The 15,488-nt window shown below is 36.9% G+C and carries 13 protein-coding genes; 10 read left to right on the top strand and 3 right to left on the bottom strand.

The genetic code is table 11. The annotated features are described in order from the left end of the window. Positions 1–18: 18 nt before the first annotated feature. Both pgi and QS62_RS05650 read left to right on the top strand, forming a co-directional pair. On the top strand, positions 19–1,665 hold the full coding sequence (pgi, locus tag QS62_RS05645; RefSeq protein WP_066107188.1) for a glucose-6-phosphate isomerase: 1,647 nt from the start codon (positions 19–21) through the stop codon (positions 1,663–1,665). A 148-nt stretch (positions 1,666–1,813) separates the two neighbouring features. Beyond that, positions 1,814–3,133, top strand: coding sequence for a Fic family protein (locus tag QS62_RS05650; protein ID WP_066107190.1), 1,320 nt, complete (start codon positions 1,814–1,816; stop codon positions 3,131–3,133). Here QS62_RS05650 and priC read toward each other — a convergent pair whose 3' ends face one another. Then, positions 3,134–3,706: a primosomal replication protein PriC gene (gene priC / locus QS62_RS05655; protein WP_066107192.1), complete on the bottom strand. Its 573-nt coding sequence runs from the start codon at positions 3,704–3,706 to the stop codon at positions 3,134–3,136. It abuts the gene before it with no gap. Positions 3,707–3,787: 81 nt separating this feature from the next. Continuing rightward, entirely contained in the window at positions 3,788–5,515 is a 1,728-nt protein-coding gene (argS, locus tag QS62_RS05660; protein WP_066107195.1) for an arginine--tRNA ligase, read from the bottom strand. A gap of 98 nt (positions 5,516–5,613) precedes the next feature. Between argS and QS62_RS05665 the strand changes: the two genes are divergently transcribed. From QS62_RS05665 to QS62_RS05685, 5 genes are all read left to right on the top strand, one after another. Continuing rightward, complete coding sequence (locus QS62_RS05665; protein ID WP_082966139.1) at positions 5,614–6,189, top strand: VOC family protein; 576 nt, start codon at positions 5,614–5,616, stop codon at positions 6,187–6,189. Between the two features lie 18 nt (positions 6,190–6,207). After that, positions 6,208–6,678, top strand: coding sequence for an outer membrane lipoprotein (locus QS62_RS05670; protein ID WP_066107201.1), 471 nt, complete (start codon positions 6,208–6,210; stop codon positions 6,676–6,678). An 88-nt stretch (positions 6,679–6,766) separates the two neighbouring features. After that, entirely contained in the window at positions 6,767–8,065 is a 1,299-nt protein-coding gene (pepB, locus tag QS62_RS05675) for an aminopeptidase PepB (protein ID WP_066107204.1), read from the top strand. A 12-nt stretch (positions 8,066–8,077) separates the two neighbouring features. After that, the gene (gene ndk, locus QS62_RS05680) at positions 8,078–8,497 is read left to right on the top strand and encodes a nucleoside-diphosphate kinase (RefSeq protein WP_066107207.1); all 420 of its coding nucleotides are present in this window, start codon (positions 8,078–8,080) and stop codon (positions 8,495–8,497) included. Positions 8,498–8,688: 191 nt separating this feature from the next. Further along, complete coding sequence (locus tag QS62_RS05685) at positions 8,689–10,302, top strand: phosphoethanolamine transferase (protein WP_066107209.1); 1,614 nt, start codon at positions 8,689–8,691, stop codon at positions 10,300–10,302. Positions 10,303–10,349: 47 nt separating this feature from the next. Here the strand turns inward: QS62_RS05685 and QS62_RS05690 are convergent, their stop codons facing one another. Next, positions 10,350–10,751 (bottom strand): Z-ring associated ZapG family protein, encoded by a 402-nt coding sequence (locus QS62_RS05690; protein WP_066107212.1) that lies wholly within the window; start codon positions 10,749–10,751, stop codon positions 10,350–10,352. Between the two features lie 222 nt (positions 10,752–10,973). Between QS62_RS05690 and purH the strand changes: the two genes are divergently transcribed. From purH to glyA, 3 genes are all read left to right on the top strand, one after another. Continuing rightward, positions 10,974–12,575, top strand: coding sequence for a bifunctional phosphoribosylaminoimidazolecarboxamide formyltransferase/IMP cyclohydrolase (purH, locus tag QS62_RS05695; protein ID WP_066107214.1), 1,602 nt, complete (start codon positions 10,974–10,976; stop codon positions 12,573–12,575). Between the two features lie 13 nt (positions 12,576–12,588). Continuing rightward, entirely contained in the window at positions 12,589–13,875 is a 1,287-nt protein-coding gene (purD, locus tag QS62_RS05700) for a phosphoribosylamine--glycine ligase (protein ID WP_066107217.1), read from the top strand. Between the two features lie 129 nt (positions 13,876–14,004). Then, entirely contained in the window at positions 14,005–15,258 is a 1,254-nt protein-coding gene (gene glyA / locus QS62_RS05705) for a serine hydroxymethyltransferase (RefSeq protein WP_066107220.1), read from the top strand. Positions 15,259–15,488 lie beyond the last annotated feature (230 nt).

Here is a 15,488-nt window from a genome sequence, read left to right on the forward strand (position 1 = left end):
AATTAAAAGGAAAAAGCGATGAAAAATATTAATCCAACTTCAACAAAAGCGTGGCAAGCATTGTTGCAACACCAACAAGAAGTGAAAGACCTTACCATTCAACAACTGTTTGCACAGGAATCTGATCGTTTCGATCACTATTCACTTAAATTTAATCAAGATATTTTGATTGATTTTTCAAAGAATCGTTTAAATCAACAAACTTTAGCATTGTTACGCCAATTAGCGGAAGAAACTGCGGTAAGCGAAGCAATTGAAAGTATGTTTACGGGTGAGAAGATTAACCGTACTGAAAATCGTGCGGTATTACATACAGCATTGCGTAATCGCAGTAATAACCCTGTTTATGTTGACGGTAAAGATGTAATGCCTGAAGTCAATGCAGTATTGGCAAAAATGAAAGGTTTTTGTGATCGTGTCATTTCTGGGGAATGGAAAGGTTATACCGGTAAGGCGATTACTGATGTGATTAATATTGGGATCGGTGGTTCTGACTTAGGTCCATATATGGTGACTGAAGCATTACGTCCATATAAAAATCATTTAACCATGCACTTTGTGTCTAATGTTGATGGTACGCATATTGCAGAAACTTTAAAGAAAGTGGATCCAGAAACAACATTAGTTTTAGTGGCATCAAAAACGTTTACTACGCAAGAAACTATGACCAATGCGCATTCTGCTCGTGAATGGTTCTTAGCGAAAGCAAAAGATGAAGCTCATATTGCAAAACACTTTGCGGCATTATCAACAAATGCTAAAGCAGTCGCAGAGTTTGGTATTGATACTGACAATATGTTTGAATTCTGGGATTGGGTTGGCGGACGTTATTCGCTTTGGTCTGCAATCGGTCTTTCTATTGCACTTTCCATTGGTTTTGAAAATTTTGAAGCACTATTAAGCGGTGCTCATGAAATGGATAAACATTTCCGTAATACACCAGAGGAACAAAATATTCCATTAACATTAGCATTAGTGGGATTATGGAATACTAATTTCTTAGGTGCACAAACTGAAGCAATTTTACCTTACGACCAATATATGCACCGTTTTGCAGCGTATTTCCAACAAGGTAATATGGAATCTAACGGTAAATATGTGGATCGTAATGGTAATGTTGTGAACTATCAAACAGGACCAATTATTTGGGGCGAGCCAGGTACAAACGGACAGCACGCGTTTTACCAATTAATTCACCAAGGTACTACTTTGATTCCTTGTGATTTTATTGCTCCAGCGAAAACCCATAATCCATTGGGTGATCACCATAGCAAATTATTATCAAACTTCTTTGCACAAACTGAAGCATTAGCTTTTGGTAAAACAAAAGAAGAAGTGGAAGCGGAATTTGTGAAAGCAGGTAAAAACCTTGCGGATGTGCAACATGTTGTGCCATTTAAGGTGTTTACTGGAAATAAACCAACCAACTCTATTTTATTAAGTGAAATTACACCGTTTACATTAGGTGCGTTAATTGCGATGTATGAACATAAAATTTTCGTACAAGGCGTGATTTTCAATATCTTCACTTTCGATCAATGGGGTGTGGAATTAGGTAAACAACTTGCAAACCGTATCCTACCTGAGTTAGTTGGTGATGAAAAAGTCTCATCTCACGACAGTTCAACCAATGGCTTGATTAATCAATTCAAAGCATGGCGTTAATTATCAGCTAAACAGTATTGCAATTAACAGTAAAAAAGTATGGTGAGCAATTGCCATACTTTTCTTTTTGTCTAACAAAAAGAATTAGACACATTTAAAAAAAAGTGCTTAACTAACTCAATTTTAAAAAATTGAGTTTGGTGTAACTATGAAAATTTCTAAGCCGAAACCATTTGCTGAATTAGTGCAATCTATTAAACCAGAACAGTGGCAGCTAATCGGAAAATATAAGGCAATCGATGAACAAGGACGTTATTTGCATTGGGATAAATTTAAATATGTTTATCCTAAAAATACTGAAGCGGCTTGGTTAGCGACAAAAATTAATCGTTCTTCTTTATTAACAGAGCTCAAAATCGCTGATATTTCTTTCTTTTATGCTGTACCAACTTCCCTCCAAGCATTACTACATTTTATTGATAAGATGAGTGGTGGGAATGTAGGCACAAATAATTTTGAAGGATTAAGTAGTACGGAACAGCAGCGTTTTTTATTAAAATCGTTAATCATGGAGGAAGCAATTACTTCTGCTCAATTAGAAGGTGCTGCGACAACAAGAAAAGTGGCAAAAGAGATGTTGGAGAGTGAACGGAAGCCTAAGACGCAAGATGAAATAATGATTTTCAATAATTATTATTTGATGAAGGAAGCGATAAAACTAAAAAATGAACCGCTTTCACTGGAAATGATTTTAAAATTACATCGTATAGCAACCAATGACGCAATTGAAAATAATGCTGTATCAGGTGCATTTAGACAAGATAATCAAATTTGTATTGTTGATTACGGTGGAGATATTATTCATCAACCACCTGAATATGAGAAATTACCTGAGTTAATGCAGTCTTTTTGTGATTTTGTGAATACTAATCACAATGATAAAGAGGCAAATTTTATTCATCCAGTGATCAAAGCGATTATTCTGCATTTTCTAATTGGCTATATTCATCCATTTGGTGATGGTAATGGCAGGACCGCAAGAGCGTTATTTTATTGGTTTATGCTAAAAAATGGTTATTGGTTGTTTGAGTATATTTCTATTAGCCGCCTGTTGAAAGAAGCGCCAGCTAAATATGCGAAGGCATATCTTTATACTGAAACGGATGATTTAGATATAACCTATTTTTTGTATTATCAAGCAGAAATTGTAAAACGCGCTATTCTAGACTTAGAAAAGTATATCAGTGATAAACAGAATGAGTTTAAAGCCTTTAGTGCAGCAATTGTCTCTTATACCAGGAAAGTAACCCTCAATAGTCGTCAGATTCAAATCTTACAAAAGGCGGCAAAAGATATTGGTGCAATTTTTACAGCCAAAGAAATCAGTAATCAATATGGTATTGCTGAAAACACAGCTAGAAAAGACCTTAATCATTTATATCAATTAAATTTGTTCGGTCAAATTCGAAACGGTAATGCGATCTCTTATATTGCCCCAAATGATCTATTGGAACGCCTAAAACAGTAACTAAGATGAAGTAGTAGTAGCTTTAAATGCCAAATACTCTTCTAATTGTTCAATGGCAGCTAAGCAACGTGCACGACGTTGTTGATATTGTTCAATTTGTTGTTGCAATTGTTGTTTGCTCTGCCAATCATTCGTTTGTTGTTGTAGTTTTTCCAAATTGGCTAAATAATCGTTAAATCGGGTGAGATATTCATAATATTTATGAATGCGTTGTTCTGGTGGTAACTGGAAAACGGCATTTTTATCATGCTGTGTAGAGGTATGCCTCGATGCTGTTGTTATTGGCGATACCGCTAATTCAGGCAAATGTTGCTGATTGACTGCATCAAACAATACTCGAAACTGAGCAGTAATTTTTTCTGCAAGATAATTAACGACTTGAGGGTTATCTAATTGCGTCAATTTTTGGATATTTTGTTTGATTTCATCAAGATAAAAACGCAATGGTTGAAAGGATTCCAGAAAAATAGTTTGATCAAAAGCGATGGTGAGAATCTGACTATCATCATAAGCGGAAAAATAATCAAGCTGTTGTAATAGTTGCTCTACCAATTGTGCTTGTGAAATCGTCATTGTTTTTCCTTGATGAATCAATAATAAAAATGGGCAAACTCAGCTGAATTTGCCCATTATAGTTATCTTAACGTGTTGATACTACATTTTCTCAACGGTTTTAATTCCTAAGAGATCTAAGCCCTGTTTTAAAATACGTGCAGTAAGAGCGGCAAGTTTTAAGCGGCTTTGTTTTACCTCATCTGCTTGATTTAGAATTGGACAATGTTCATAGAAAGAAGAGAATGCTCCAGCTAAGTCATAAAGATAAGCACAAAGAATATGTGGTGTACCGTCACGTGCTACGGTATTTACTGCTTCTTCAAATTTTAACAAGGTTAAGGCCAGTTGACGCTCTTTCTCATCATTAATCTGAATTGCACCTGATAGTGCATTAGGATCAATACCGCTATTTGCAAAGATCGAACGAATACGAGTATAAGCATATTGGATATAAGGAGCAGTATTGCCTTCAAAGGTCAGCATATTATCCCAATCGAATACATAATCAGTAGTACGATTTTTTGATAAATCAGCATATTTGACCGCACCGATGCCCACAACTTCAGCCACTTGTTGTTGTTCTTCCGCAGTAAGATGCGTTGATTTTTGACTAATCAACGCTTGAGCACGTTCAATCGCTTCATCTAATAAATCAGCTAATTTTACTGTACCGCCAGTACGAGTTTTGAATGGTTTATTGTCTTTACCGAGCATCATTCCGAAATTGAAATGATCCCATGATACGCTTTCAGGAACATAACCTGCTTTACGCACAATCAACCACACTTGTTGTAAATGTTGGCTTTGACGGCTGTCAGTAAAATACAGAATACGATTAGCGTGTAATGTTTCATAACGATATTTCGCACACGCGATATCAGTGGTTGCGTATAGGTAACCGCCATCTTTTTTCTGGATAATTACGCCAAGCGGATCGCCTTCTTTATTTTTAAATTCATCTAAGAAAACAACGATAGCACCATCGTCTTCGACGGCTAAACCTTTAGCTTTTAAATCTGCAACAATTTCAGGCAACATTGGATTATAAAGGCTTTCACCCATTACATCTTTATCCGTTAAGGTTACATTAAGACGATCATAATTGCGTTGATTTTGTTGCATCGTAATATCAACTAATTTACGCCACATAGTACGGCAATACTCGTCACCGCCTTGTAGTTTTACAACATAGCCACGTGCTTTTTCGGCAAAGGCTTCATCTTCATCATAATGTTTTTTCGCTTCACGATAGAACGCCTCTAAATCACTTAATTCCATATCAGAAGCTTGCTCATTTTGCATTTTTTCTAAATAAGCAATTAACATACCGAATTGCGTACCCCAATCACCAACGTGATTTGCGCGAATTACTTTGTGTCCAATAAATTCTAAGGTACGAACAACAGCATCACCGATAATCGTTGAACGTAGATGACCAACGTGCATTTCTTTTGCAACATTTGGTGCAGAGTAGTCAGCAACAATGGTTTGCGGTTGAATGCTAGAGAATAAGAATTTTTCATCAGCTAACATCAGATCGCTTTGTGCAGCCAACCAAGTTGGATTTAAGAAAATATTGATAAATCCTGGACCAGCAATTTCCACTTTTTCAATCATTTCACCAAGTTCGAGTTTCGCAACGACTTGTTGTGCGAGATCACGTGGTGGTAAACCTAACTTTTTCGCAGCAGCCATAATGCCGTTCGCTTGATAATCACCAAACTGCGCTTTTGTTGATGGGCGAACTAAGGCTTCGCTTTGCTGATCGGCGCCCGCTGCGATCATTGCGTGTTTTATTTTTTCGGATAGAATGGTTTGAATATTCACGAATGTATGCCTTTTGAATTGAACTAACAAATTTAAACCCGTAATGATACTAGGGTTTCCTCATTCAGAAAAGTAGTAAACAATGAAATAAAGTGGTTATGACAAATTTAAAACTTTTTCAGCAATATCCTGCCTTATTACAACAACTAGCAGAAATTGAAGATCTATTTAAACAAATTATTGCAACAGCTAAATTAGCACCTGCTGTTATTGATCATGTTGCATTACGTGTAAATGATTTGACATTAGCGCAACAATGGCGTTCCTGTTTAGCCGCAGATGCGACATTATTAAGTGATAATGAAATTAATGGCAGACCTATCTATTTATATGAGTTAAAGCAGCCATTGACAGTGTTGGGACAAACAGTTGCTGTAGTTGAATTACCGTTTCCAACAGAGAAACAATATCCGCAACAAGGGTGGGAACATATTGAAATGATAGTTCCTTTTGCAGCGGAGGAAACGGTAGATGAATGGTTTGTGCGTATTGAAACACAATTAAAAATTGCAAGTGATAGAATTATTTTGAAAAAAAGCTGTCATAAAGCGGTCGGAGAAGGTTTACCAAATCCAGCAGTTGCCATAAAATTGCTGGACAAACGTAATTTTGCAACAATTAAATTACATCCTTACGCAATTAAGCGGATAGTGATGTCAGAACAACAACTCTAAAAAATTAAGGAGATAAAAATGAAAAAAGCAGTATTAGTAGCAAGTTTATTAGCGAGTGTTACGCTAGTTGGCTGTTCGAACTCTGATTTATATAGTGGTAGTGTGTATTCAGGTGGTCAAGCAAAAGAAGCACGTGCAGTAACATATGGACGTATTGTTTCTGTTCGTCCAGTCACCATTCAAGGTGAAAGCACTTCCAATGGTGCTATTGGTACTCTTGGTGGTGGAGCGTTAGGAGGTGTGTTAGGTTCAACTATTGGTGGTGGTCGTGGACAAGCTGTAGCCACAGTTATTGGAGCTGTTGCAGGGGCAGTTGTTGGTAATAAGGTTGAGCAAAAAGTTGATCAAACCTCAGGTGTAGAATTAGTGATCCAAAAAGAAGATGGAGAGCGTATTGCCGTAGTACAAAAAGCAGATCCAAGTTTTGTGCCAGGAGCTAGAGTACAACTTGTGGGCAGCGGTGGTTCATTAAACGTTTCTGTACTTTAACTTTATATAAGCGAATTGCAGTAATTTAATCAGTGATTCGCTTTTTTCTTTTTTATCTTTTTCCTTTTTTATTAAGGTAATCAATATTATGACAATGAAAATTCAGCTTTCTTCTCAGCCAGCATCTGCGGTCTGGGGTGAGAAAGCATTAATTTCTTTCCAAAACGATCAAACTACAATCCATATTACTGAAAAGCGTACATTAAATGATATTCAAAAAGCAGCCAGAAAATTACGTAATCAAGGCATTGATGATGTTGAATTGATTGGTGAGGAATGGGGTTTAGAGCAGTCTTGGGCATTTTATCAAGGGTTTTATACTGCGAAACAAAATTTTGCGATTGAGTTTACTTCATTAGAAGAAGATGATGAAGCGGAGCTTTATGAGCGTATTCGTTGTGGTGATTTTATTCGTGAGATCATTAATTTACCGTCAGAAGTGATTACACCGACAGAATTAGCAAGTCGTGCTGCTACTTTTATCAGTGAGCAAGCAGAAAATTATGTCGGACAAGGCGCAGTAAGCTATCACATTATTAGTCGTGAAGAATTAAAAGAACGTGGTTACAACGGTATTTGGGAAGTGGGTAAAGGTTCGCATAACTCGCCGGCGATGCTGCAATTGGATTTTAATCCAACCGGTAATCCTGATGAACCAGTGTTTGCTTGCTTAGTCGGAAAAGGCATTACCTTTGATTCTGGTGGTTACAGTATTAAACCAAGCAATAGTATGGATTCTATGCGTTCAGATATGGGCGGAGCAGCATTATTAACAGGAGCTTTAGGTTTTGCGATTGCACGCGGTTTAACGAAACGAGTAAAACTTTATCTTTGCTGTGCAGAAAACCTTGTTAGTAGTAAAGCCTTTAAACTTGGCGATATTATTAAATATCGTAATGAGGTGAGTGTTGAAGTATTGAATACGGATGCTGAAGGGCGTTTAGTGTTAGCAGATGGTTTAATTGATGCTTCTGCTCAGAATGCGCGTATGATTATTGATTGTGCAACGTTAACTGGTGCGGCAAAAGTAGCAGTAGGAAATGACTACCATTCTGTATTATCGATGGATGATCAATTAGTAACAGCACTATTTGCAGCGGCGAAAGAAGAAAATGAGCCTTTCTGGCGTTTGCCATTTGAAGAATTTCATCGTGAACAAATTAGTTCCTCTTTTGCTGATATTGCCAATACTGCGAGCGTTAATACACCAGCAGGAGCTAGCACAGCAGCGGCGTTCTTATCTTATTTTGTAGAAAATTATCAACAAAATTGGTTGCATATTGACTGTTCAGCGACATTCCGTAAAGCCGGTTCTCCAATGTGGGCAGTTGGTGCAACAGGTATTGGTATGAAAACTTTAGCAAATTTATTACTTTCAGTAGCATAAAGAGGGCAAACAATGGCATTAGAACGTACTTTATCCATTATTAAACCAGATATCGTTGAGCGACAAATGATTGGCACGATTATTTCTCGTTTAGAACAAGCGAAATTTAATATTGTGGCGATGAAAATGGTGAAATTGACCGTAGAACAGGCAGCGGGTTTTTATGCGGAACATCAAGGTAAACCATTTTTTGAGAAACTAGTCAATTTTATGACATCAACACCAGTAGTGGTTTTAGTGTTAGAAAAGGAAAATGCCATTTTTGATTACCGCGCTTTAATGGGAAAAACGAATCCTGCAGAAGCGCAAATTGGTACACTGCGTCACGATTTTGCGTTAGATGGTAGTAGAAATAGTGTGCATGGTTCTGATTCTATCGAATCTGCACAACGAGAAATTGCCTACTTTTTTGCGGAAAGTGAAATATTTTAATTAAAAATCTTTTGGTCATTTCATTGATAACTGCCCTCTAATTACATAGGGCAGTTACTTGTCTATAACACCTAACACGTAATCAGTTATAACTTACTTATTCAAATCGCATATTCAGCATTTCTGTTTTTAATTCACACATTATAAGAAATCGTTATAATACGCACTGATTTAAATTGAGGTAAATTCCGATGAAAATAAATAGTAAATCTGATTTAGTATTTTCTTTTGTAATCTTGGTTCTTTATAGTGCGGTGTTATTAGCGAGTGAAGTTTTATATCGTTATGTTTTTGCGATTCCACCAATTAACCGCTACCTAGAAAGCTATTTAATTCTTTTTATTCTGCTTTCACTTTATTACTTTTCAAAATATAAAGTTACACGCTTCTTGATTGTGGGGTTCTATTTTTTGTGCGTGGTAGTGAATAATGTACATTTCCAGGTTTACCAGAGCTGGATTAATGGTATCAATTATTTCTTAATGTTTAAGGAGTTATCGGAAGTTACTCATACAGGAATCGCAATGTATGACAAATGGCTATTGAATGTCATTTGGGGTTTGTTTGATGTTGTTATTTTTATCTCAATTGCACGTTTTAGAAGAAAAAATTGGGCAGTAGCCGATACATTATTTCTTTTATCAATGGTGTATATTTTTGTCCGTTCTTACCATACAAGCCAAGAGTTAGGTATTTCACCTAGTCCAAACTATTCCAGAGTTAAAGCCAATTATTTTTCATTTGGTTATTTTATTGGACGAGTGTTGCCTTATCACACTTTATCATTGTCAGATATTCCAGAATATTCTTATCCAATGCCAGCAGTGAAAACAGCACCAGAGATTAAAAACATAATTTTTATTATGGGTGAGAGTGAAAGTGCATCACATGTTTCTTATTTTGGTTACCCAAGAGAAACAACACCATTTTTAAGTTTACTATCAAAACAACAACCGAATGCGGTAATTATGCGCACTTATTCGGCTGGTTTTATGACGGCAGTGTCATTACCTCTTTTCTTTAATGCGATTCCGCACCCAAATGGTATGTTGCAAATTATGAAAGGGGATACAAATTTATTCAATTTAGCAAAACAGCAAAATTACCATACCTATTTCTATTCTAGTCAGCCAGAAAACCAAATGATGATTATGAATTTAATTGGTAAGAAATGGATTGATACTTTACGTTTTCCAACGAATGAAGGCTATAAGGTATCTGAACTAATGCCAGATAAAAAATTACTACCGCATTTATATGATATTAATTTGGATCAAGGGAATCATTTTGTGGTGTTACATCAACGAGGTTCTCATGGCGTATATGGTGAATCATTAACAGAAGATGAAAAGATATTTAAAGGTAAAACTTCATTAGATGAATATGACAATACCATTTACAACACAGATAAGATCATTGAGCAGATTTATAACTATTTATCTAAACGAAAAGAGGCTGATTGGGTGTTAATTTATACTTCCGATCATGGTCAGAATGTAACGAATAAAGTACAAAATCAGGGAACACAAGTGGAGGCTAATTATGTTGTACCGCTCGTTATTTTCAGTCCAAATACGGCATTGCAACAAAAAATTGTGACTACATTGCAAAATTGTAAAGTGGCTTATCATCAACAATTAGCGACATTACTGATTAATATTATGGGCTATGATATGCCAGTTGCTAAATGTGATCAGGGTGTTGTCACTGGTAATTTTGTCACAGGTGATGCTGGATATTTAAAAATCTATCCTGATGGTCATTCAGAATATATTTATCCAACAAAAGGTCGAATTAAAAACTAGAAAAGACAACGCCAGAATTTTGATTCTGGCGTTTGCGTTAATTTAGATTAACTTTCGTGTTTAAATAATCCAGAAGAACCCTCTTCAGAATAATCTTTTGGTTGTTCTTTTTTCGGGGTTAAGTGAGGAGTAGGATTTTCTTGGGTAAGCGCAAAAATCTCTTTTTGGTTATCTGGTAATAAGGTAGTCGAGGTATTTGCAAAATGTTGATACAATTTTTGATAATCCTGCGCCAGATTTTTCATTAAATCAGAGGCTTCAGTAAAATGCTTTTCTAATTGTTCTTTTTGTTCTGCAATGGTTTCATTTGCTTGTCTTAGCTCTTGCTGAGTTTGCTTTTGCGCTCTCACACTTCCATTGGTAAAACGAGCAACAAGATAACCAATAAAAAATCCTGCAATCAAACCAATTAACAGAATTTGCCACATTTCTTCACTCCAATTTTGCATAAAAACTCCTTAACAGAATAGATGAATACTACGATTCAATCATAATGACTTATGTTGGAATTGTCTTGTAGTAATCTTAATTTCTTTGTACTAGCTCACAGAAAATTTTAAAATATTCAGGCATAAGATATTTTGAGAAAATACTATATAAACGCAAACGATTGCTTTATACTTATGCCCGCAAAATTTCTCATCTTTTTTCATCAACAAAGGAACAAAATAATGCAGGAACAACGTCCTATCCAACGTGCTTTGATTAGCGTTTCCGATAAAACTGGTATTGTTGAATTTGCACAAGGTTTAATTCAACGTGGTGTACAGATTCTTTCTACTGGTGGTACCGCAAAATTATTATTAGAAAAAGGTTTAGCAGTAACGGAAGTATCGGATTATACGCAATTCCCAGAAATGATGGATGGTCGCGTAAAAACATTACATCCAAAAGTACATGGCGGAATTTTAGGTCGTCGTGGTATTGATGATGCGGTAATGGCACAACATCAAATTTCACCAATTGATATGGTAGTGGTGAATCTTTATCCATTTGCGCAAACAGTAGCGAAACCAGATTGCACACTAGAAGATGCAGTGGAAAATATTGATATTGGTGGACCGACAATGGTCCGTTCAGCCGCAAAAAATCATAAGGATGTTGCAATTGTCGTTAATAATGCAGATTTTGATGCGATTCTTGCAGAAATGGATCAAAACCAAAACGCTTTAACATTTGCTACTCGTTTTGATTTAGCGATTAAAGCATTTGAACATACTGCACAATATGATGCGATGATTGCCAACTACTTTGGACGTTTAGTAAAACCATATCAAGGCGCCGAGGAAGAAGAATTAGCAAATCCATGTGGACAATTCCCTCGTACTTTGAATTTAAACTTTATTCGCAAACAAACAATGCGTTATGGTGAAAACTCACACCAAAATGCAGCGTTTTATGTAGAAAAAGAGCTAAAAGAGGCAAGCGTTTCTACTTCAGTGCAATTACAAGGTAAAGCACTTTCTTATAATAATATTGCAGATACAGATGCGGCATTGGAATGTGTTAAAGAATTTAATGAGCCAGCTTGTGTGATTGTGAAACACGCCAATCCATGCGGTGTGGCGTTAGGTAAAGATCTATTAGAAGCTTATAACCGCGCTTATCAAACCGATCCTACTTCAGCATTTGGCGGCATTATCGCGTTTAATCGTGAATTAGATGCAGAAACTGCGAAAGCCATTATTGATCGCCAATTTGTAGAAGTGATTATTGCGCCAGTTGTTTCAGCTGCTGCAAAAGAAGTATTAAAAGCGAAGAAAAACGTACGCGTTTTAGAGTGTGGTGAATGGCAGCAACGCCAACCACGCTTAGATTTTAAACGTGTTAATGGTGGCTTATTAGTACAAGAAGCGGATCTTGGTATGGTTGAATTAGATGACTTGAAAGTTGTTAGTAAACGTCAACCGACTAAAGAGGAATTACAAGATCTTCTCTTCTGCTGGAAAGTGGCTAAGTATGTGAAATCTAACGCAATTGTTTATGCAAAAAATAACCAAACCATTGGTATCGGTGCTGGACAGATGAGTCGTGTATATTCAGCAAAAATTGCTGGAATTAAAGCCGAAGATGAAGGTTTAGAAGTCAAAGGTACAGTAATGGCTTCTGATGCATTTTTCCCATTCCGCGATGGTATTGATGCTGCGGCGAAAGTAGGGGTAACTTGTGTTATTCATCCAGGTGGCTCAATTCGCGATCAAGAAGTAATTGATGCGGCTGATGAACACAATATGGTAATGGTATTAACCGGAATGCGTCATTTTAGACATTAATTGGGGAGTAAACATGAGAATTTTAATTATCGGTAATGGTGGACGCGAACACGCTTTAACGTGGAAAGTTGCACAGTCGCCATTAGCAGAAAAAGTTTACGTTGCTCCAGGTAATGTGGGAACGGCACAAGAAGCAAAAGTGGAAAATGTCGCAATTAGTGCAACAGATATTCCAGCCTTAGTACAATTTGCCAAAGATCAACAAATTGATCTTACGATTGTAGGACCAGAGGCACCGTTAGTTATTGGTGTCGTTGATGCGTTCCGTCAAGCTGGTTTGAAAATTTTTGGACCTAGCAAAAATGCAGCACAATTAGAAGGTTCCAAAGCCTTTACTAAAGATTTCTTGGCACGCCATAAAATTCCAACTGCGGAATATCAAACTTTTACGCAAGTAGAACCAGCATTAGCTTATTTACACGAAAAAGGCGCACCGATCGTGATTAAGGCTGATGGTTTAGCGGCGGGTAAAGGTGTTATTGTTGCAATGACATTAGCAGAAGCCGAAGAAGCGGTAAAAGATATGCTGTCAGGTAATGCGTTTGGCGAAGCTGGTAGTCGTGTTGTGATTGAAGAGTTTCTTGATGGTGAAGAAGCTAGCTTCATTGTGATGGTGGATGGCAAAAATGTAGAACCAATGGCGACTAGTCAAGATCATAAACGTGTAGGTGAAGGTGATACTGGATTAAATACAGGCGGCATGGGGGCTTATTCTCCAGCGCCAGTGGTGACGCCAGAAATCCATCAACGTATTATGCAAGAGGTGATTTATCCAACAGTCAATGGTATGGCAGCAGAAAATAATGTTTATACTGGTTTTCTGTATGCAGGCTTAATGATTATGCCAAATGGACAGCCAAAAGTGATTGAATTTAACTGTCGTTTCGGCGATCCAGAAACCCAACCTATAATGATGCGTTTGCAATCTGATTTAGTTGAACTTTGTTTAGCTGCTTGTGATGGTAAGTTAGATCAAGTGCAATCACAATGGTGTGAACAAGCTGCTTTGGGCATTGTCCTTGCTGCAGAAGGATATCCAGATACCCCACGTAAAGGTGATGTTATCAATGGTCTAACAGAAGCGGCAAAATTAGATGGCAAAGTTTTCTTTGCTGGTGTTGCTCAACAAGATGGTCAAGTTGTGACTAATGGCGGTCGTGTTCTTTGTGTTACTGCATTAGGAGATACTGTATTTGCGGCACAACAAAAAGCGTTGCATTTAGCAGAAACTGTTACATGGCAAGGACGTTTTTATCGTCGTGATATTGGTTATCGCGCGATTGCCAGAGAACAGCAATAACTGTATGAATGAAATTCATCATTAACATAAAATAAAACCAACACTTTGGCGGATAAAAAACTATATTCCCAAGTTAAAAAGATTTAAACTCGAGAACATTATTTACCAAAACAAAGAGGATCAATATTTATGCTAACACGTGATATGAATATCGCAGATTATGATAAAGAATTATGGGACGCTATTTGTAATGAAGATCGTCGCCAAGAAGAGCACATTGAATTAATTGCGTCTGAAAACTATGCGAGTCCTCGCGTGATGCAAGCACAAGGATCACAATTAACCAATAAATATGCGGAAGGTTATCCAGGTAAACGTTATTACGGTGGTTGTGAATATGTTGATATCATTGAGCAATTAGCGATTGATCGCGCTAAAACGTTATTTGGTGCGGATTATGCCAATGTGCAACCACACTCAGGTTCACAAGCGAATGCAGCGGTTTATATGGCGTTACTCGAACCAGGTGATACGATTTTAGGTATGAGCCTTGCACATGGTGGACACTTAACTCATGGTGCGGCAGTAAGTTTCTCAGGTAAGATTTATCATGCAGAACAATATGGTATCACTGATGAAGGTTTAATTGATTACGATGCACTTCGTCAGCAAGCATTAGCTGTAAAACCAAAAATGATCGTTGGTGGTTTCTCTGCTTATTCACAAGTAGTTGATTGGAAAAAAATGCGTGAAATTGCGGATGAAGTTGGTGCTTATCTATTTGTCGATATGGCACACGTTGCTGGTTTAATTGCGGCTGGCGTTTATCCAAATCCTTTAGAATATGCACACATTGTTACTACTACTACACATAAAACTTTAGCTGGTCCACGTGGTGGTTTGATTTTAGCGAAGGGTGGTTCTGAAGAACTATACAAGAAATTGAATAGTGCAGTATTCCCAGCTGGTCAAGGTGGTCCATTAATGCACGTAATTGCAGCGAAAGCAGTTTGTTTCAAAGAAGCAATGGAGCCAGAATTTAAAGCGTATCAACAACAAGTTGTGAAAAATGCGAAAGCGATGGTAGAAGTATTTAAACAACGTGGTTATGACATTGTTTCTAATGGTACGGAAAACCATTTATTCCTAGTGAATTTAGTCAGCAAAGGTTTGACTGGTAAGGCAGCTGATGCGGCATTAGGTCGTGCAAATATTACAGTAAACAAAAACGCAGTGCCAAATGATCCTAAGAGTCCTTTCGTAACTTCAGGTATTCGCGTTGGTACACCATCAATTACGCGTCGTGGCTTTAAAGAAGAAGAAGCGCGTGAACTTGCTGGTTGGATGTGTGATGTATTAGATGATATTGAAAATGAAGCAGTGATTGAAGCAACAAAACAAAAAGTGCTTGCGATCTGCCGTCGTTTACCAGTATATGCGTAATTATTGAGCTAAAGCCCTCTCTGAAAAGAGAGGGCTTTTTCTTTATTATATTGTTATAAAATTGTTTCTATTTTAATGTTCTTCTCTTATTCTTTCTAAGTTAATTTTGATATCTTTATTTTTGCTAAATTGTTAAAATTTCTTAAAATTTGGCGGAATGTCACATATTATTTTGTTGAATAGGTATGCAAAAAACATTAATATGTTTGCATTATCGTCAATATTCAATT

This window comes from Gallibacterium salpingitidis, from assembly GCF_001678495.1.
Lineage (GTDB): Bacteria > Pseudomonadota > Gammaproteobacteria > Enterobacterales > Pasteurellaceae > Gallibacterium > Gallibacterium salpingitidis.

Coding starts and splice junctions, on each gene's coding strand:
- priC (WP_066107192.1), bottom strand. CDS start 3,706: ATGACGATTTCACAAGCACAATTGGTAGAGCAACTATTACAACAGCTT.
- glyA (WP_066107220.1), top strand. CDS start 14,005: ATGCTAACACGTGATATGAATATCGCAGATTATGATAAAGAATTATGG.
- QS62_RS05665 (WP_082966139.1), top strand. CDS start 5,614: ATGACAAATTTAAAACTTTTTCAGCAATATCCTGCCTTATTACAACAA.
- purH (WP_066107214.1), top strand. CDS start 10,974: ATGCAGGAACAACGTCCTATCCAACGTGCTTTGATTAGCGTTTCCGAT.
- QS62_RS05685 (WP_066107209.1), top strand. CDS start 8,689: ATGAAAATAAATAGTAAATCTGATTTAGTATTTTCTTTTGTAATCTTG.
- QS62_RS05670 (WP_066107201.1), top strand. CDS start 6,208: ATGAAAAAAGCAGTATTAGTAGCAAGTTTATTAGCGAGTGTTACGCTA.
- ndk (WP_066107207.1), top strand. CDS start 8,078: ATGGCATTAGAACGTACTTTATCCATTATTAAACCAGATATCGTTGAG.
- QS62_RS05690 (WP_066107212.1), bottom strand. CDS start 10,751: ATGCAAAATTGGAGTGAAGAAATGTGGCAAATTCTGTTAATTGGTTTG.
- pepB (WP_066107204.1), top strand. CDS start 6,767: ATGACAATGAAAATTCAGCTTTCTTCTCAGCCAGCATCTGCGGTCTGG.
- pgi (WP_066107188.1), top strand. CDS start 19: ATGAAAAATATTAATCCAACTTCAACAAAAGCGTGGCAAGCATTGTTG.
- purD (WP_066107217.1), top strand. CDS start 12,589: ATGAGAATTTTAATTATCGGTAATGGTGGACGCGAACACGCTTTAACG.
- QS62_RS05650 (WP_066107190.1), top strand. CDS start 1,814: ATGAAAATTTCTAAGCCGAAACCATTTGCTGAATTAGTGCAATCTATT.